Raw genomic sequence first — 17,834 nt, forward strand, 5'->3', positions numbered from 1 at the left:
CCCGGGGAGGCGAGCACCAGCACGCCTCCCCGGGCCCGCACCGACTGCACACGGCCGACCGCGAATGACGCCCGTCGGCCGCACGAACACCGCACCACCCGGACCGCGCGTCCCAGGCGCCGCCCGATGACTCCAAGGAGAACACCTATGCCCGTGCTCGGACTCCAGCTCATGATGCTCAAGGACCAGATCAACGAGAAGGGGATGTACGAGGTGCTGCGCGATGTGCGCGAGCTCGACATCGACGCCGTCGAGGTCTCCCAGGTGGAGATGACCGACGAGCTCATCGACGACCTCGTGCGCGGCAAGGCGGACTTCGGCGTCGAGACCGCCGCCATGAGCGCCTCGATCGCCCCCGGTGGCAACGGCTTCGCCCTCGAGACCGAGTTCGAGCGCGCCGTCGAGGCCTGCACGAAGACCGGCTCGCGCTTCCTGCGCATCGGCATGATGCCCTTCGAGGCCATGACCTCGAAGCAGGCCTGCGAGGAGTGGGCAGCCTCGGTCGAGCCCTACGCCGCCCGCCTCGCCGAGCAGGGCGTGACGCTGTGCTATCACAACCACCACGTGGATCTCATCCAGTTCGAGGGTGAGCGGATATTCGACATCGTGCGTCGGGTGGCCCCGTCCCTGCTGTTCGAGGTGGACCTCCACTGGGTCCAGCGCGGCGGCATGGCACCGCTGGACATGCTCGAGGCCTACTCGGGCGCCTGCAAGCTCATCCACGTCAAGGACTTCCGCGTGGCCCCGCTGGATGCAGAGGTCTACCGCAGGTTCGAGGCGAAGGAGATCGACATGAAGGAGTTCTACGGTGCCTTCCTGTCGCTCGGCCAGTTCGCCGAGGTGGGCCAGGGGAACATGAACTGGCCCGCGCTGCTCCCCGCCGCGGAGAAGGCCGGCGCCGAGTACTTCCTCATCGAGCAGGATGACACCTACGGCCGCGACCCGATCGACTGCATCCGTGAGTCCCGCGAGTACCTGAGGTCCATCGGGTACTGACCGCGCGTCCCGTCCACGGCCGCGTTCACCCCACAGCCGCGTTCCGTCCACGGCCACGATGCCCGGCGCCCCCTGTTCCGACGGGAGGCGCCGGGCATCGTTCTGCGGCTATCGCTCGATGCTCTGCCTCAGTGCTCTCCGGCGGCGGGCTGGAGGTACGTACGGATCTCGCGGATCTTCGCCGTCTTCGAGGCTCCGGCGAAGCGGATCACGTGGCAGAAGTCCACGCGCTCGGCACCGCGGAGGAGGTAGCCGTCGCAGGCGGCGAGCCGCCCGTGGTTGAGGACAGTGAGGATCTCGCCGCGGTCGGCCTCGAACGGCGGCGGCACGATGACGTCGATCGCCCCGTCATCGTCGGCGGCCTTCCCGTCGGCCGTCCCGTCGGCCGTCCCGTCGGCCTCGCCAGGGGCCTCCCCCGGGCGTTGCGCACCGACCAGCACCCATCGGGCGCCCTCGACGAGCCACTCATGCACCGATGCCTCGTCCCCTGTCGCCCAGGCCGTGATGAGGTCGGCGACGAGCGCCATCCGTGGCGAGTTCCCGCAGTCGGAAGGAGCAGTGATATCCATGCCCGACACCGTAGGCGGGTGCCGTGCGCACGTCCCGGCAATTCTGGAGAAGCGAGCTGTCGCAACGGATCGCCCCCTGCCGGCGGGTGAGTTCGGGAGGGGATCTGCTCCGAGAGAGCCGAGACCGTTACCGTTTCGTGACACTGCCCACGGAACGCGACTTCCTGGCCGCTCTCTGGACGCTTCCGCAACGCGATGCCAGGTTTCGGGGCGTAACGTCGCCCGCGCCGCTCAACCCCAGGAGGCACAGTGAAGGTCCCCAGCACCTCGAAGCTCCGTAACTCGATCGTCGCCGTCTCGTTCGCCGCCGTCCTCGCCCTGACCGGGTGCAGCGACGACCAGTCCGCCCCGTCGGGCGCCAGCGATGGCGGAGGCGAGCAGCCACCCGCCGCGAGCGATGGTGGAGGCGCCCCCCAGGCCGGCGGCGAGCAGGCGATGCCCGAGGCCGATGTCTCCGACGTCCCCGATGTCGTCGCCGAGGTCAACGGGGAGAAGATCTCCAAGGACGAGTTCGTCAAGGCCTACGAGCCGCAGTTCCAGCAGGCCTCGATGCAGCAGCAGTCCACCGGTCAGGAGATCGACCAGGCCGATCTGAAGAAGCAGGTCGCCGGTCAGCTCGTCGACAACCACCTGCTCCTGCAGGCCGCCTCGGACTCCGGCATCAAGGCCTCCGACAAGGACATCGACGCCACGCTCGAGGAGATCGCCGCGCAGAACGGCATGGGCTCCGCCGACGAGGTCGTCAAGGCTCTCGAGCAGCAGGGCATGAGCGCGGACGACGTGCGCGCGGACGCCGCCTCCCAGTTCGCCCTGACGACGTACATCGAGCAGGAGGCCGACATCAAGAAGCCGAGCGACGAGGAGCTCAAGGCGCAGTACGACCAGCTCGTCGCCCAGCAGGAGCAGTCCGGCGGCCAGCAGGGCGAGGTCCCACCCTTCGAGGACGTGAAGGATCAGCTGGCGGATCAGGCGACGCAGCAGCAGCAGGGCGAGGCGGCGACGAAGCTCGCTGACGACCTGGAGAAGAAGGGCGACGTCACGATCAACATCTGATGGCCTCTGATGGCCACAGCCCCCTGAGCGGGAGCAGACGAGGATCCTCGCACCACGTCCACCAGGACGCGGCGCGAGGATCCTCTGCTGCCCGGCGCCTCGGCGCCTCGGCGCCTGGTACCTGGTGCTTTCGTCGTCGTGCGTGGTGTGCGGCATCGCACTGCCGGCGAGACAAGCCCAGGGACTCGCCTGCCCGGCAGACCAGCCCGCCAGCGAACCTGCCTGCGACCTGCGCGAAGACCGGTGAGCCACGCGCGTGAGCGCGCACCGGATAGTCACGGGGAGGACCGGGAGCAGGCCGAAGAAATACTTGCAGTCGATGCAAGCTCATGCCTAGTGTGCGAGTACCGGCCCGCTCTGCTCCCCGAGCATCCGCGATGACGGGCCAGACGCAGCAGAGGAGAGACCCCCGGTGACAGACAAGAACGGCGCCCCTGCCCCGTTCAACCGCAATGTCGTCCTGGCGACCCTGGTCTCCGGGGCGTTCATCGTCATCCTGAACCAGACTCTGCTGAACACGGCGCTGCCGGAGTTCATGCGCGACTTCGACATCACGGCGAACTCCGCGCAATGGGTCACCACGATCTTCATGCTGGTCAACGGCATCATGATCCCGATCACCGCGTTCTTGATCCAGAAGTTCACCACGCGTTCCCTGTTCTTCGCGGCGATGGGCCTGTTCACGATCGGCACGGTGATCTGCGCCCTCGCGCCGGCCTTCGCGGTGCTGCTGATCGGCCGTGTCGTCCAGGCGGCCGGCGGCGGCATCATCATGCCGCTGATGCAGACGATCCTGTTCGCCGTGTTCCCGCTCGAGAAGCGCGGCACGGCGATGGGCACCTTCGGCCTCGTGATCGCCTTCGCCCCGGCGATCGGCCCCAGCCTCTCGGGCTGGATCGTGGACCACCTGCCCTGGCAGACGCTGTTCATCATGCTGGTGCCGATCGCGATCATCGACATGATCGTCGCGTCGTTCATCCTCAAGAACGTCACCGAGCGCACCCACCCGCGACTGGACGTGCTGTCGATCATCCTGTCCACGCTCGGCTTCGGCGGTCTGCTCTTCGGCCTCGGCACCGCCGGCAACACCGGATGGGGCAGCCCCGAGGTGATCATCGCCCTCGTGGTCGGCGTGGTCTCGCTGGTGTGGTTCATCCGCCGCCAGGGACGGCTCGAGCAGCCGATCCTCGAGTTCCGCGTGCTGCAGTACCGCATGTTCACCCTCGGCACCGTGCTGGGCATGCTCGTGTTCATGGCGATGATCGGCGGGATGCTGATGATCCCCCTGTACATGCAGAACATGACCGAGCACACCGCGATGGACTCCGGTCTCGTGCTGCTGCCCGGCGCCGTGGTGATGGGCCTGATGTCCCCCGTGACAGGGCGGATCTTCGACCGTTTCGGGGCCAGATGGCTGGCGATCATCGGCTTCGCCCTGGTGTCGATCACGACGTTCCTGCTCGCCACGCTCACCCCGACCACCACGTTCGCCTACATCGCGATCGTCAACGCCTTCCGCATGTTCGGCACGGCCATGGTGATCATGCCGGTCACCACGGCGGCCCTGAACCAGCTGCCGCAGCACCTCATCCCCCACGGCACAGCCCTGAACAACACGCTGCGCCAGATCGCCGCGTCCGTCGGCACCGCCGTGCTGGTCACCGTGATGACCTCCGCAGCGCTGGACCCGGCGACCCATGGGGCGCAGGGCTCGATCCACGGCGTCAACATCGCCTTCATCGTGGCCGGTTGTTTCAGCGTGCTCGGGTTCATCGGAGCCTTCTTCATCCGCTCCCTGACCCCGCGGACGATCCACTCCGGGCACTCCGGCCCCGGCGAGCCCGACCTCACGGAGGACTGATCTCCGGCAGGGGGCCCGCCCTCCGCTCCGCAGTCACACCCGCCCCGCGCGGAGCTCCTGGGCCAGGTATTCGGCCTGCCGGATCGCGAGCGCCACGATCGTGAGCGTCGGGTTCGCGGCCGCCCCGGTGGTGAACTGCGACCCGTCGGAGATGAACAGGTTCGGCACGTCGTGAGCCCGGCCCCACTGGTCGACCACACCGTCCTCGGGCCGCTCGCTCATGCGACAGGTGCCGAGGTTGTGCGTGGACGGATACGGAGTGGTGCGGTGCGTGCTCTCGGCCCCCACGGCGCGGTACAGCTTCTGCGCGGTGGAGTACGCATGCTCGCGCATAGCGACGTCATTGGCGTGGTCGTCGAAGTGCACGTTCGCGACCGGCAGCCCGTGCTGGTCGCTCATCGACGAGTTGAGAGTGACCGCGTTGGACTCCTGCGGCATGTCCTCCCCCACCAGCCAGCAGCCGGCCGTGTTCTCGTACCCTTCCAGCAGCGCGGTGAAGTCCGGCCCCCAGGCGCCCGGTTCGACGAAGCTCGCCATGAACGCCGGGCCCAGCGAGATGGTCTGGATGTAGTAGCCGCCGGCGAATCCGCGTGCCGGGTTGTGCACGGACTCATCCGAGATGTTCCCGGCCATGGTCTCGCCCCGATACATGTGCACCGGCTTGTCGAACTGCGCGTACACGCTCCCGGTCATGTGGCGCATGTAGTTGCGACCCACCTGCCCGGAGGAGTTCGCGAGCCCGTCGGGGAACATCGAGGAGGAGCTGAGGTGCAGCAGCCGGGGCGTCTCGATCGAGTTCCCGGCCACGCACACGACCTTGGCGGCCTGACGGTTCAGGTTTCCGTCCTTGTCGAGGTAGATCACCGCGTCGACCCGGCCACTGCGGTCGTGGAGGATCTGCGCGACATGGGAATCGGGGCGCAGGTCCAGCAGCCCCGTCTCCAGGGCGCGCGGGATCTCGCGGACCATGGTCGACCATTTCGACGTGTTCTTGTCGCCCTGGAAGTTGAAGCCGTCCTGGATGGAGGCGGGGCGCCCGTCGTACGGCTCGGCGTTGGTGCCGTACGGGCCGGTTGCGTAATGCTTCATCCCGAGCTTCTCGGCGCCGGCGGCGAGGACCTTGTAGTTGTTGTTCGCCGGCAGCGGCGGGCGCCCCCCGCGGTGGGTGGAGCCGATCGCGTCCTCGGCCCGCATGTAGTACGGCTCGAGGTCGTCGTAGGAGATCGGCCAGTCCAGCAGGTTCGCCCCGTCGATCCGCCCGTAGGTGCTGCGGGCTCGGAATTCGTGCGGCTTGAGCCGCGGGGTCGCCCCCGACCAGTGGGTGGTGGTGCCGCCGACGGCCTTCACGATCCACGTCGGCAGATTCGGGAAGTCCTGGGCCACCCGCCAGGACCCGGAGGTGGTGCGGGGGTCGGTCCAGGCCATCTGGTTGAAGGCCTCCCACTCGAGGTTCATGTAGTCCTCGTGGCGCAGGTAGGGCCCTGCTTCGAGGACGACGCACTCGATGCCCTGCCGGGTCAGCTCGTAGGCGAGGGTGCCGCCTCCGGCCCCGGATCCGATGATGACGACGGCTTCGGTGTCGTGGTCGATGGTGCTCATGAGGTCTGCTTCCTTCCGGTCCCGACGCGTCCTGCTCGTGCCTTGCTCTGCCCGGCCGGGACAGCGGCCGCCCGGTTGCTGCGGGTGCTCGCGGCGGTGGGAAGATCCGAGACGACGTCCTCCAGGGGCTCGCCGTCGTACTCCTCGATGCGTGGATCGGGCAGCCAGTCGAGGTCATCGAAGCCACGGTCGATGTAGCCGCCCTTGTCGAAGGACGGCCCCTCGTAGCCGAGCGCCTCCCACACCTCCTCGTCCTCGTAGAGGTTGACCACGACCGTCTGCCGCACGAAGCCGAAGAAGGTGGTGTGCTGCACCCTCAGCAGCACCAGGTGCGCCTGCTGCGGGGTCAGCTCGTGGAAGCGCCCGTCGGTCAGGCCCTGCAGGGAGTCGAGCCCCTGGGCGAGCTTGACGCGCATCCAGGTGCTGTCGTCAGCCTGCTTCTGCACGGTGTCTGCGGCCCGCTCGTAGGCGGCGTCCGGGACCTTCTCATGCGGGAATGCGGCTTTGATCAGGGCAATCAGGGTGCGTCGTGCCTCTTCCGTGCCTTCGACGTCATTGACTGCCTCGTCGACTGCCTCGCTGCTCTGCGATGCGTTCATTACCTCTCCTCCCCACTGCGTCGTCGTCAGTGATCTGAGGCACACGCTAGGGAGGGGGCGGGCCGTCGACAAGCCGCGTTATCGCTCGGCGAGAAGCCGACAGTTCTGGGGTGCGTTCAGGAGCGGGTTCAGGGGTGATGGCCGCCGAGGCGGTAGGCCCGGCCGGCGCGGGAGGCGCAGGCGCGCACCCGGTCCTCGACGTGGCGCACCCGGCCCGCATAGGCCGCCACCGGGGCCGAGACGGCGACCGTGGCGATGAGCAGACCGTCGTCGGCCCGGATCGAGGCGGCGAGACAGTCCGTGCCGAGCTGGAACTCCTGGTGCTCCCAGGCCATGCCGCGCTCGGCGATCTCGTCGAGCTGGCGGCGCAGCAGCTCGGGGTCCGTGACGGTGCGGTCGGTGTGCGCCAGCAGGGTGCGATCGGTGAGGAAGGCGTCGCGCTCCTCGATGCCGAGCGCGCTGAGCCCCACCTTCCCGAAGGCCGTGGCGTGGGGGCTCTCGTGGAAACCGAAGCCCAAGGGCGAGAGCCGCGGCGCGGCCGGCGAATCGGAGACGTGCACGACGACGAAGTCCGTGCCGCGGTGGATCGCGAGGTAGGCCGCCATGCCGAGATCCCGGTGCATCCCGTGGACCTCTTCGCGCACTGCCCGCGGGATCCCGAGGTCGTCGTGGAGCCCTACGGCCAGTCGGTGCAGCTTGTAGCCCAGCGCGAAGCGCTGCTCGTCCTTGAGGTGGACGAGGTACTCGGCGCGGATGAGCTCCTGAGCGAGCCGGTAGACCGTGGGCAGCGGGATGGAGGTGGCCTGGGCGATGGTGCGCGCGGTGCTGCTGCCGTGCTCCGCGACGGCCTCGAGCACCGCGATCGCCCGGGCGATCTGCCCGGTGGGGACCTCGGCGTCCCGATCCTGCGTGCCTGCCATGTCTCCCCCTCGCGGTCCGTTCCCATTGTGGTGCACGGCCGCGCCGACCGGGGCCTGATCGCGGTGGCCGGAGGCGTTCTTGCCCTGCGAGAATCGCTCTATCCGCCCGTCCGAGAGCCGGGCAGGCTGTCCCCACTCATCTCTCTGTCCCGGAAGGACCCGATCATGATCCTCATCAACGTGAAGTTCCCTGTGAAGCCCGAGTTCGCGGATCAGTGGCCCGAGCTCTCCCGCGAGTTCACCGAGACCACGCTCGCCGAGCCGGGCAACCTGTGGTTCGAGTGGTCGCGCAGCGTCAAGGAGCCGAACACCTATGTGCTCATCGAGGCGTTCACCGACGAGGGCGCCGGACCGCACGTGAACTCCCCGCACTTCGCGACCATGCAGGAGGAGTTCCCGCAGTACCTCGAGGCCACGCCGCAGATCATCTCCCAGCAGATCGAGAGCGACGGCTGGGGTCCCATGGGCGAAATCCAGGTCGACTGACGCGAACTCCCGGCCCGGGCCCGACTCCGCAGCGCTGTGATCCGCAGCGCTGCGGAGATCAGTGCTCGCCGCGCCGGCCGAGCGTCGTCACCGGGGCGGCGCCGGGCCTCGTCCACTGCGGAAGCGGCCGGCTGGTCCCTCCCCAGGTGGGGTTCCCCTCGGAGTCGGTGCGCCAGGACCAGCACGCATGGCGACCCGCCGGCCAGCCGTCGGGAGTATCCTCCCAGCTCTCTCCGCGCCCGTACGGGGTCATGTCGAGCAGCCCCATCGCGACGTTGACACGTTCGTTGCCCCGACCGGTGGTGCGGTAGGTGAGGAACACGCGGTCCCCGTCCCGCAGGAAGCTCGCCAGATAGCCCATCCCGCCGCCGACGGGCTCGGCGAGCCCGCGCACCGAGTACCAGGGCACCTGGGTGTAGCCCATGAACTCGGTGTACGGGGCGACCTCCTCCCACGGCCCGGTGGTGAGGATCGCCAGGGACACCCCGTGGCCGTGGAGATAGGTGGCGTCCTGCAGGTGCCAGGCAGTGGTGGTGCAGCCTTCGCACTGGCCCTGATGCGGGGCGCCGTCGTGCCACATGTGCTGGTAGACCACGAGCCGATCGCGGCCCTCGAACAGGTCCCGGAAGGGCACCGGGCCGTCCCGGCCCACCACCTCGACGGAGCCGTCGATCTCGACCATGGGGAGCTGGCGCCTGGCCGCGGCGAGGGCATCGCCCTCGTGGGTATGGGCCTTCTCCCGCACCAGCAGCTCGTCGCGGACGTCCTGCCAGGTGGCCATATCCACCACCGGTGGTGTCCCCTCTCCTCGCGCAGCCTCAGGTGACATCGCTCAGCGCTCCCAGGCGGTGCCGGGAGGTTCCGGCAGGTGGGTCGGTGCGTACTCGAGCAGCTGGAGACCACCGGCGAAGGTACGCGCCTCGGTGAGCTCCAGGGCGAAGTCCTCGAAGCGGTCCCAGATCCGCTCAAGGCCGGTGCGGCCCGTGAGCACCGGGAACAGGATGACCCGGAAGCGATCCACAAGGCCGGCCTTCATCAGGGAGTGGCTGAGGCGGATGCTGCCCACGGTGGTCAGCGGCACCGTGGAGGTCTGCTTCAGCTCCCGCACCGCCTCGACGGCGTCGGTGCTGATCAGAGTGGTGTTCGGCCAGGCGAGCGGCTCCTGGAGCGTCGAGGAGAAGACCACCTTCGGCAGCTGGGCCATCTCCTCGAAGCTCGCCTTCTCCTCCTCGGAGATCTCGATCTGCTCGGCCTGCTGCCCCATCTCGGACATCAGCCGGTACGTGGTCGCCCCCATCAACGAGACGTAGTCGGGCTCCTCGGCGAGCCAGTCGAGGTACTCGTCGCTCTGGAGGCCCCACCACCCCGGCCAGCCCTCGCCGGCGGCGCAGCCGTCCAGCGAGAGGATGAAGTCGACGAGCAGCGGCTGTGCGGTCCGTGGTGCAGGGATGTCATCCATGAGTGGTCCTCGACGTCAAGAGATCCGGCCCGTGCGTGTGCGGATCCCAGATTACGCCGCGAGGGCGGGCACCGCCATCGTCCAGAGGCCGGCAACGAGGACGACGGAGATCGCAGAGACGGCGCTCATGCCCGGCCGACGGGGCGTCGCCGCGCTCCTCGTCCGATCGTCACGGCAAGTCCCGCAGCGACCAGCACCCAGACGAGCAGGGCGACGACGAGGAACCCCGCCCCGATGGTCTCGACCGCGGGCATGTGCTCCACGCGGCCCAGTCGCATCGAGGCGACGGCGAACATGCCCAGCGGGAACACCATCGACCATAGGGCCGGGGTGTAGCGCAGCGGGACGCGATGGAGCAGATGGCGCCAGATCCCGGCGCCGACCAGCAGCGGCACCAGCCATGCCGCGAAGCACCAGAAGACGACGACGGTGCCGCCGATGAGCCCCCTGGCCGCGTCGACCATCGGCACCGATCCCATGTCCACGATGCTCGCTCCGGCGACCACGGAGATGGCCAGCGCGCCCATGGCCACCCAGTAGGGCGGCTCGAACTGCTGCGGGGTGATGCCGTGGTGCACCACGCGCAGTATGACCAGCACAGCGATCCCGACGTAGAGGATCGTCCCCACCGACCAGGCCATCACGGTGGCGATGCCGAGCAGGTCGGCGAGTCGTGGTGTCGCGGGGTTCAGCCCGGAGAGCCCGACGGCGAGGGACTGCGAGGCCACGGACCAGATGAACCAGGTGCCGTTGGTGCGGGCGAGGATCGGCTCACCGTCCCGCGCCATGAGGACCTGCCAGGGCAGCACATAGCCCAGCACCAGCCAGATCGCGGCCGCCACGATCAACAGGCCGACCGAGAGGCTCCCCATCCCGTTCCCCTGGAAGCCGGCCGCGAGCACTCCGGTGCCGGCGACGATCGTGAAGTACCCGAAGGCCGTCTCGGGGTTCCGGGCATCGGCGAGCATCCGTCGGCCGTGGCGGATCGCGCGGGTCGCGAAGAGACCCACGAGCACCAGGTACGCGCCCACGGCGAGCGGGAGGGCGACCCGCGAGGCACCCACGAACCCGGCTTCGTGCAGCGCGACCGACAGGATCCCGGTCGCCATCACCAGGGCGAAATATCCGGGGGAGAGCCCGGAGATCGCACTGTCGGCTCGTACGGCGAGGTGGGGAGGCGTCCTGGTCACGCTCTATTGTGCCCACATCCCCAATTGTGCCCACATCCCCACCCCGCGGTCGCCGACCCCTGCCCGTGTTCTCCCGGCACCGCCCGCGGCGCCCGCTCCGCGTCGGCGTCGGCGCGGCGCCCGGCACTCAGCAGGCGCGCTGACCTGCCTCTGGACACCGGGCCGAGACCACGGCATTCTGGGATCCCCGCCACGCCGACGTCGGCGTGCATTCCTGCCCAGTCCCCCTGACGGATGTGTCACCCAGCTGGATGGATAGTGGACCCCCTCCACCAGTGAACCTAGGGTGATGAGTCGTCCGCGGCCCGGTGGCCAGTCACCGGCCGCCGACACCTTCCCACCGCCGGGCCTGCTCGCTCGTGCGAAACGGCCCGCTCCGCTCGCACGTCGATCGAAAGGACCGTGATGGCCGAGGCCGCCAAGATCCCTCGCCCCGCAGAATCTCCAGGCACCGGGAACGACCCCGGCGGGAGCGGAGCGGGATCTCCGACCGGCACCGGCACTGCGGGCACCACCCATTCCGCCGTCAACTGGCCCGTCTTCCTCGGCACCGCCACGATCATCGTCGCGTTCGTGCTGTTCGCAGCGATCTGGCCGAGCACCGCCGAGACCGTCATCTTCGGCTCGATGGCCTGGATCGCGACCAACTTCGGCTGGTACTACGTCCTCACCGCCGGCATCGTCGTGGTGTTCGTGCTGATCGTCGCCTTCTCCAAGGTGGGCGGGACCCGGATGGGTCCGGACCATTCGCTGCCGAAGTACAACATGTTCACGTGGGCGGCCATGCTGTTCGCGGCCGGCATCGGCGTGGACCTCATGTTCTTCGGGATCTCCGGACCGGCCACGAACTTCCTCACCCCGCCGGACGTCCCTGCCGGCTCGGACGAGGCCGCCCGGATGGCGACTATCTGGACGATCTTCCACTACGGGATCCCCGGCTGGGCGATGTATGCGCTGATGGGAATGGCCTTCGGGCTCTTCGCCTATCGGTATCACCTGCCGCTGTCGATCCGCTCTGCCCTGGCGCCGATCTTCGGCAAGCGGATCCACGGCGCCGTGGGCCACGTCGCCGAGATCGGCGCGACGATCGGCACCATCTTCGGCATCTCGGTGTCGCTCGGCATCGGCGTCGTGTTCCTGAACTTCGGTCTCTCCGCCCTGTTCGGCATCCCGAACTCGATGGCGGTGCAGATCGCGCTCATGGCGCTGGCCGTGTTCATCACGATCCTCTCGACCGTCTCCGGCGTGGACAAGGGGATCCGTCGGCTCTCCGAGCTCAACGTGATCCTGGCCCTGGTGCTGATGCTCTGGGTGCTGTTCTCGGGCAGCACGCACGAGCTGCTCAACGCCCTGGTGCAGAACATCGGCGACTTCTTCTCGCGGTTCCCCTCGATGCTGATGAACACCTTCGCCTACAGCGACGGGGCGGTCGACTACCCCTCCGACCAGTGGATGGCCGACTGGACGCTGTTCTTCTGGGCCTGGTGGATCGCCTGGGCACCCTTCGTGAGCCTGTTCCTCGCCCGCATCTCCCGCGGCCGCACCCTGCGCCAGTTCGTGGTGGGCGTGCTGCTGATCCCCTTCGCCTTCATCCTGCTGTGGGTCTCGATCTTCGGCAACGCGGCGCTGAGCTTCTTCGGGGATGCAGAGTTCCTCGATCTTGCCGTGAACCAGCCCGAATCCGGCTTCTTCAACCTGCTCGAGCAGTACCCGGGGGCGACCTTCACCGTCTCCCTCGCTCTGCTCACAGGTCTGTTCTTCTACACCACCTCGGCGGATTCCGGCTCGCTGGTGATGGCGAACATGACCTCCAAGGCCTCGACGACCGATTCGGACGGTCCGCCGTGGCTGCGCATCGTGTGGGCCGTGATCACCGGCGCCCTGACGCTGGTGATGCTGTTCATCAACGGCGTCTACACGCTGCAGGCCGCGACCGTGGTGGTCGGGCTGCCGCTGTCGGTGATGCTGTACCTGGTCATGTACAGCCTGTGGAAGGTCCTGAAGACGGAGAGCATGAACCTCGAGTCCCGTCGGGCGGCGCTGCCCGCGCTGCTCACCAGCCGCGTGCGCGAGGCCGACGGGGGCGATCGTGGATCCTGGCGCCAGCGCCTGTCCCATCGCATGTCCTACGCGGACGAGGAGAAGGCCCGAACGTTCGTGGAGACCGTCGCCGCCCCCGCCATCGAGGAGGTCGCCGCGGAGCTCACCAAGCTCGGGGCCGACGTCACCTGCCACCGCGGGGACCACCCCGACTGCACGGTCCCGTTCGTGGACCTGGTGGTCACCTTCCCCGACGCGGAGGACTTCAAGTACCAGGCCTATCCCGTCGCCTACTCGGTGCCGAGCTTCGCCGCGAACCTCGCCACCGTGCGGGACGTCTACTACCGCCTCGAGATCTTCTCGATCCTGGGCTCCCGTGGACGCGACATCATGGGATACACCAAGGACCAGGTCATCTCCGACGTCCTGGACTCCTACGATGCCCACATCATGTACCTCACGATGAGCCAGGAGATCGGCACCGCGACCGGCACCATCCCGGTCAGCGCACCTGACACCTGGATCGACACGGACCAGATCGACCACTCCGATCAGCGCGACCACTCGGACCAGCACGATCCGACGGACGCGCAGGACCACCCGACCGACCCCGCGCTCGGCACCGACGAGACCGGGGCGACGACCACGACGACGAAGACCACGAAGGAGAGCAATGACTGACAGCATCGCCACCCTGTTCATCGACGGGAAGTGGGTGCCCTCGTCCACCGGCGAGACCCGCACCGTCATCTGCCCCGCGGACCAGTCCGAGGTCGGCGTCGTCTCCGAGGCGAGCGCCGAGGACGTCGAACGCGCGATCCTCGCGGCCCGTGCGGCCTTCGAGTCCCGCGTGTGGGCCGACAAGCCGGCCTCCGAGCGCGGGGACTTCCTGCTGCAGGTCGCCGACCAGCTCCAAGAGCGCAAGGCGGAGTTCGCCCGCGCCGAGGCCTTCGACACGGGCAAGCGCCTGGTCGAGGCCGAGGGCGATATGGACGACATCACCGCCTGCTTCCGCTACTTCGGGAAGGTCGCCGGGCAGAACCCCGGCCGCCTGGTCGACGCCGGGGACGACAGCGTGATCTCCCGCGTGGTGCACGAGCCGATCGGCGTGTGCGGCATGATCACGCCCTGGAACTTCCCGCTGCTGCAGGCCGCGTGGAAGATCGCCCCGGCCCTGGCCGCCGGCAACTCCTTCATCATCAAGCCCGCGGAGCTCACCCCGCACACCACGATCCTGATCGTGGACGTGATGGACAAGCTGGGCCTGCCCGCCGGGGTGGCGAACCTGGTGCTCGGCTCCGGCGCCGTGGTCGGCGCTCCGCTGTCCTCCCACCCGGAGATCGACCTGGTCTCCTTCACCGGTGGTCTGGTCACCGGCAGGAAGATCGCCGAATCCGCCGCGAAGAGCATCAAGAAGGTCGCCCTCGAGCTGGGCGGGAAGAACCCCAACGTGATCTTCGCCGACGCCGACTACGAGGCCGCGCTCGACAATGCGCTGAACGCCGCTTTCATGGACTCCGGCCTGCTCTGCTCGGCGGGCACGCGCCTGATCCTGCAGGACACCATCGCCGAGCAGTTCGTCGATGACCTGGTGTCTCGCGCCGAGGGCATCGTCATGGGCGGCCCTCTGGACGAGAAGGCCGAGACCGGCCCGCTGATCTCGAAGGAGCACCGCGACAAGGTCACCGACTACGTGAATCGCGGCATCGAGGCCGGGGGCCGGCTGCGCACGGGCAACCACTGGGGCGGCCCGGAGCTCGAGCAGGGCTACTTCTACGCGCCGACCATCCTGGACCAGTGCACCGCAGAGAACCCCGCCGTGGTCGAGGAGGGCTTCGGCCCCGTCATCACGGTCGAGACCTTCTCCACCGAGGAGGAGGCGATCGCGATCGCCAACAACACCGAGTACGGCCTGGCCGGCGCGGTGTGGACCTCGAACTCCGGGATCGCGAACCGGGTCTCACGGCGCCTGCGCCACGGCACCATCTGGATCAACGACTTCCACCCCTACCTTCCGCAGGCGGAGTGGGGCGGCTTCAAGATGTCCGGCGTGGGCCGCGAGCTGGGCCCCACCGGTCTCGAGGAGTACACCGAGTCCAAGCACATCTACGAGAACACCGAACCGGCCGTGACCGGCTGGTTCCCCCGCAAGGACTGACCCCGCGCAGTCCGGGCCGCCCCGCCGTGCCCCACGCCGGCGGGGCGGCCCCGCACCTCCACCTCCCACTCGACAGGAAGCAGAAGACATGTCCACTCAGGATCTCCCCTCCGAGAACCCCGTCGCCGAGTTCGACTACGTCGTCGTCGGCGGCGGCTCCGCCGGAGCGGCCCTCGCCTCGCGCCTCAGCGAGGACCCCAGCATCGATGTGGCCCTGCTCGAGGCCGGCCCCTCCGACCTCGAGCACCAGGAGGTGCTGCAGCTCAAGCGCTGGCCCGAGCTGCTCGAGGGCGGCCTGGACTGGGACTATCCGATCGAGCCGCAGGAGAACGGCAACTCCTTCATGCGCCATGCGCGCGCGAAGGTGCTGGGCGGCTGCTCCTCGCACAACTCGTGCATCGCCTTCCACCCGCCGGCGGAGGACATGGACCAGTGGGAGCAGCTCGGCGCCGAGGGCTGGAACGCCGAGACGATCCTGCCGCTGATCGCGCGCCTGGAGACGAACATGTCCCGCACCGGCGAGGGCCACGGCACCGACGGTCCCGTGCACCTCATGGACGTCCCGCCCGAGGACCCGGTGGGCGTGGCTCTGTTGGACGCGTGCGAGCAGGCGGGCATCCCGCGCGCCACGTTCAACGACTTCGAGACCGTGGTCAACGGCGCGAACTGGTTCCAGGTGAACCGCCAGGCCGACGGCACCCGCGCCTCCTCGTCCGTGTCCTACCTGCACCCGAACCTGGAGCGGGAGAACCTGCACGTCCTCACCGGCCTGCAGGTCATGCGGGTCCTCTTCGACGAGGACCAGCGGGCCACGGGCGTGGAGTACATCGACAACGCCTTCGACCGCTCCTCGATCATGCATGCACGGCGCGAGGTCATCCTCTCCGCCGGCGCGATCGACTCCCCCAAGCTGCTGATGCTCTCGGGCATCGGCCCGGCGGATCACCTGCGCGAGGTGGGCATCGAGGTGCGCGTCGACTCCCCCGGCGTCGGCTCGAACCTGCAGGACCACCCGGAGGCCGTGATCTCCTGGGAGTCCACGCAGAAGATGACGCGCGAGTCCACCCAGTGGTGGGAGATCGGGATCTTCTCCCCCACCCAGGAGGGTCTGGACCTGCCGGATCTGATGATGCACTACGGCTCGGTGCCCTTCGACATGCACACCCGCCGTCAGGGCTACCCCACCTCGCCGGAGTCCTTCGCGCTCACACCGAACGTCACCCATGCCCGCTCGCGCGGCACGGTGCGCCTGCGCACGGTCGACTACCGCGACAAGCCGAGGGTCGATCCGCAGTACTTCACCGACCCCGAGGGCCACGACATGCGCGTGGCCGTGGCCGGTATCCGCAAGGCGCGCGAGATCGTCGCGCAGCCCGGGATGGACGCCTACCGGGGCCGTGAGCTGTTCCCCGGGGAGGCCGTGCAGACCGATGAGGAGATCGCCGACTACGTCTCCAAGACCCACAACACCGTCTACCACCCGGCGGGCTCCTGCCGCATGGGCGCGGTGGACGACGACATGTCGCCCCTGGATCCGCAGCTGCGGGTCAAGGGCGTCACGGGTCTGCGCGTGGTCGACGGCTCGGTCATGCCGCAGCTGGTCGCGGTGAACCCCAACATCACCACGATGCTGATCGGCGAGCGCGCGGCGGAGCTGATCCGCGGCGAGCAGAGCGCCTGATCACTGTCGGTCTCCGTCGGACCTGACGCATGAGGACGGCCCCGCACCGAGGTGCGGGGCCGTCCTCATGCCCAGGGGCTGTGCGGGTGGTGTCGTGCCCAGGCTGCTCAGCGGGTGACGTCGATGAGGAGCTTCCCGTTCGCGGTGCCGGCCATGCTGACCTCGAACGCCTGACCGGCGTCTGCGAGGGCGAAGGTGCGGTCGATCTCGACGCGCAGAGCGCCGGCGGCGACCTTCTCCAGCAGGCTGCTCAGCCGGGCGCCGTCAGGACGCACCCACACCCAGTGTCCGCCGGTCTCCTCGACCGAGGGGTCGGCGATCGAGACGTGGCGGCCGCCGTCGGCCAGCAGGGCGAGCGTGTCCTCTCGGACTCCGCCCACGAAGTCCGCGACAGCAGTGACTCCGTCGGGCGCGATCTTGCGCACCCGCTCGACCAGGCCCTCTCCGTAGGCCACCGGGGTGACGCCGATGGCCTGCAGCTTCTCGTGGTTCTGGGTCGAGGCGGTGCCGATCACGGTCGCGCCGAGCTCCCGGGCCAGCTGCGCGGCGAGGAAGCCCACGCCCCCGGAGGCGGCATGGATGAGCAGGGTGTCCTCCGCGGTCAGCTCCAGGGTCTCGAGGCTGCGCAGGGCAGTCAGGCCCACGAGCGGCAGCCCCGCGGCGGCGTCGAAATCCACCCCCTCGGGGATCGCGGCCACGGAGGTGGCGGGCAGCGCCACGAACTCGGCGTAGGTGCCACCGTGGATGATGTCGGTGCGGCCGTAGGAGGCGACGCGGTCACCGGGCGTGAACTCCGGGGTGTCCGGGCCCACGGCCTCGACGACACCGGCCACGTCCCAGCCGGGGATCACGGGGAAGATGGTCTCGATGAGCCCGTCGAGCCCGCCGGACATCACCTTCCAGTCCACGGGATTCACGGAGGCCCGCTCCACCCGGATCACGACGGAGCCGGGGGCGGCCTTGGGCATGGGTGCATCGGTCACGTCGAGGACGCTGGGGTCGCCGTATTCGGTGTAGGTGAGTGCTCGCATATCCAGGACAACTCCTCGCCCCGCACGGACATTCCCTCAGGTCGCATGCGGGTTCTCACACGTGGGCCCTCGGGGCACGTGTGGGTCCGGTTCATGACGTCGCCCCGCCGGGTGACGGCCATCTGCTCGTCCCGCACCGTTCATCCGGTGGTGATCGGATGTCGAGGTCCCCGTCATGCCTCACCAGAGGAG

At 68.8% G+C, this 17,834-nt stretch carries 15 protein-coding genes; 7 read left to right on the forward strand and 8 right to left on the reverse strand.

Annotated features, from left to right (window positions below; translation table 11 throughout):
* The first annotated feature begins 147 nt into the window (after nucleotides 1-147).
* Nucleotides 148-996: a sugar phosphate isomerase/epimerase family protein gene (locus ACT3T5_RS07175; RefSeq protein WP_444594021.1), complete on the forward strand. Its 849-nt coding sequence runs from the start codon at nucleotides 148-150 to the stop codon at nucleotides 994-996.
* Nucleotides 997-1,124: 128 nt separating this feature from the next.
* Here the strand turns inward: ACT3T5_RS07175 and ACT3T5_RS07180 are convergent, their stop codons facing one another.
* Complete coding sequence (locus ACT3T5_RS07180; protein ID WP_444594022.1) at nucleotides 1,125-1,565, reverse strand: hypothetical protein; 441 nt, start codon at nucleotides 1,563-1,565, stop codon at nucleotides 1,125-1,127.
* 249 nt (nucleotides 1,566-1,814) lie between these two features.
* Between ACT3T5_RS07180 and ACT3T5_RS07185 the strand changes: the two genes are divergently transcribed.
* Nucleotides 1,815-2,618, forward strand: a complete 804-nt coding sequence (locus ACT3T5_RS07185; RefSeq protein ID WP_444579619.1) for a SurA N-terminal domain-containing protein — start codon at nucleotides 1,815-1,817, stop codon at nucleotides 2,616-2,618.
* A 412-nt stretch (nucleotides 2,619-3,030) separates the two neighbouring features.
* The gene (locus tag ACT3T5_RS07190) at nucleotides 3,031-4,479 is read left to right on the forward strand and encodes an MDR family MFS transporter (protein ID WP_444594023.1); all 1,449 of its coding nucleotides are present in this window, start codon (nucleotides 3,031-3,033) and stop codon (nucleotides 4,477-4,479) included.
* A 33-nt stretch (nucleotides 4,480-4,512) separates the two neighbouring features.
* On the opposite strand, the gene ACT3T5_RS07195 is transcribed toward ACT3T5_RS07190, so the two are convergent.
* The 3 genes from ACT3T5_RS07195 to ACT3T5_RS07205 form a co-directional block, all read right to left on the reverse strand.
* Complete coding sequence (locus ACT3T5_RS07195) at nucleotides 4,513-6,078, reverse strand: GMC family oxidoreductase (protein WP_444579621.1); 1,566 nt, start codon at nucleotides 6,076-6,078, stop codon at nucleotides 4,513-4,515.
* Entirely contained in the window at nucleotides 6,075-6,677 is a 603-nt protein-coding gene (locus ACT3T5_RS07200) for a hypothetical protein (RefSeq protein ID WP_441463342.1), read from the reverse strand. Before ACT3T5_RS07200 ends, ACT3T5_RS07195 begins: the two co-directional genes overlap by 4 nt.
* 128 nt (nucleotides 6,678-6,805) lie before the next feature.
* On the reverse strand, nucleotides 6,806-7,597 hold the full coding sequence (locus ACT3T5_RS07205; protein WP_443426305.1) for an IclR family transcriptional regulator: 792 nt from the start codon (nucleotides 7,595-7,597) through the stop codon (nucleotides 6,806-6,808).
* 165 nt (nucleotides 7,598-7,762) lie between these two features.
* Between ACT3T5_RS07205 and ACT3T5_RS07210 the strand changes: the two genes are divergently transcribed.
* Nucleotides 7,763-8,083, forward strand: coding sequence for a putative quinol monooxygenase (locus ACT3T5_RS07210; RefSeq protein WP_441463338.1), 321 nt, complete (start codon nucleotides 7,763-7,765; stop codon nucleotides 8,081-8,083).
* A 58-nt stretch (nucleotides 8,084-8,141) separates the two neighbouring features.
* Here the strand turns inward: ACT3T5_RS07210 and ACT3T5_RS07215 are convergent, their stop codons facing one another.
* The 3 genes from ACT3T5_RS07215 to ACT3T5_RS07225 form a co-directional block, all read right to left on the reverse strand.
* Nucleotides 8,142-8,912 carry a DUF899 family protein gene (locus ACT3T5_RS07215; protein ID WP_444579622.1) on the reverse strand — a complete coding sequence of 257 codons (771 nt, stop codon included), beginning with the start codon at nucleotides 8,910-8,912 and terminating at the stop codon, nucleotides 8,142-8,144.
* A gap of 3 nt (nucleotides 8,913-8,915) precedes the next feature.
* Nucleotides 8,916-9,542: a dihydrofolate reductase family protein gene (locus tag ACT3T5_RS07220; protein ID WP_441463334.1), complete on the reverse strand. Its 627-nt coding sequence runs from the start codon at nucleotides 9,540-9,542 to the stop codon at nucleotides 8,916-8,918.
* Nucleotides 9,543-9,667: 125 nt separating this feature from the next.
* Nucleotides 9,668-10,732 (reverse strand): tellurite resistance/C4-dicarboxylate transporter family protein, encoded by a 1,065-nt coding sequence (locus tag ACT3T5_RS07225; protein ID WP_441463332.1) that lies wholly within the window; start codon nucleotides 10,730-10,732, stop codon nucleotides 9,668-9,670.
* 405 nt (nucleotides 10,733-11,137) lie between these two features.
* Between ACT3T5_RS07225 and betT the strand changes: the two genes are divergently transcribed.
* From betT to ACT3T5_RS07240, 3 genes are all read left to right on the forward strand, one after another.
* On the forward strand, nucleotides 11,138-13,453 hold the full coding sequence (betT, locus tag ACT3T5_RS07230) for a choline BCCT transporter BetT (RefSeq protein ID WP_444594024.1): 2,316 nt from the start codon (nucleotides 11,138-11,140) through the stop codon (nucleotides 13,451-13,453).
* The gene (locus ACT3T5_RS07235) at nucleotides 13,446-14,930 is read left to right on the forward strand and encodes an aldehyde dehydrogenase family protein (RefSeq protein ID WP_444594025.1); all 1,485 of its coding nucleotides are present in this window, start codon (nucleotides 13,446-13,448) and stop codon (nucleotides 14,928-14,930) included. Before betT ends, ACT3T5_RS07235 begins: the two co-directional genes overlap by 8 nt.
* Nucleotides 14,931-15,018: 88 nt before the next feature.
* A complete protein-coding gene (locus ACT3T5_RS07240; protein WP_444594026.1) occupies nucleotides 15,019-16,611 on the forward strand; it encodes a GMC family oxidoreductase in 1,593 nt (530 codons plus the stop codon).
* A gap of 107 nt (nucleotides 16,612-16,718) precedes the next feature.
* On the opposite strand, the gene ACT3T5_RS07245 is transcribed toward ACT3T5_RS07240, so the two are convergent.
* Nucleotides 16,719-17,642, reverse strand: a complete 924-nt coding sequence (locus ACT3T5_RS07245; RefSeq protein WP_444594027.1) for an NADP-dependent oxidoreductase — start codon at nucleotides 17,640-17,642, stop codon at nucleotides 16,719-16,721.
* Between the last annotated feature and the right edge of the window lie 192 nt (nucleotides 17,643-17,834).

Source organism: Brachybacterium sp. AOP3-A1-3, from assembly GCF_052378285.1.
Classification (GTDB): domain Bacteria; phylum Actinomycetota; class Actinomycetes; order Actinomycetales; family Dermabacteraceae; genus Brachybacterium.

Coding starts and splice junctions, on each gene's coding strand:
- ACT3T5_RS07235 (WP_444594025.1), top strand. CDS start 13,446: ATGACTGACAGCATCGCCACCCTGTTCATCGACGGGAAGTGGGTGCCC.
- ACT3T5_RS07180 (WP_444594022.1), bottom strand. CDS start 1,565: ATGGATATCACTGCTCCTTCCGACTGCGGGAACTCGCCACGGATGGCG.
- ACT3T5_RS07210 (WP_441463338.1), top strand. CDS start 7,763: ATGATCCTCATCAACGTGAAGTTCCCTGTGAAGCCCGAGTTCGCGGAT.
- ACT3T5_RS07240 (WP_444594026.1), top strand. CDS start 15,019: ATGTCCACTCAGGATCTCCCCTCCGAGAACCCCGTCGCCGAGTTCGAC.
- betT (WP_444594024.1), top strand. CDS start 11,138: ATGGCCGAGGCCGCCAAGATCCCTCGCCCCGCAGAATCTCCAGGCACC.
- ACT3T5_RS07195 (WP_444579621.1), bottom strand. CDS start 6,078: ATGAGCACCATCGACCACGACACCGAAGCCGTCGTCATCATCGGATCC.
- ACT3T5_RS07215 (WP_444579622.1), bottom strand. CDS start 8,912: ATGTCACCTGAGGCTGCGCGAGGAGAGGGGACACCACCGGTGGTGGAT.
- ACT3T5_RS07175 (WP_444594021.1), top strand. CDS start 148: ATGCCCGTGCTCGGACTCCAGCTCATGATGCTCAAGGACCAGATCAAC.
- ACT3T5_RS07245 (WP_444594027.1), bottom strand. CDS start 17,642: ATGCGAGCACTCACCTACACCGAATACGGCGACCCCAGCGTCCTCGAC.
- ACT3T5_RS07200 (WP_441463342.1), bottom strand. CDS start 6,677: ATGAACGCATCGCAGAGCAGCGAGGCAGTCGACGAGGCAGTCAATGAC.
- ACT3T5_RS07205 (WP_443426305.1), bottom strand. CDS start 7,597: ATGGCAGGCACGCAGGATCGGGACGCCGAGGTCCCCACCGGGCAGATC.
- ACT3T5_RS07220 (WP_441463334.1), bottom strand. CDS start 9,542: ATGGATGACATCCCTGCACCACGGACCGCACAGCCGCTGCTCGTCGAC.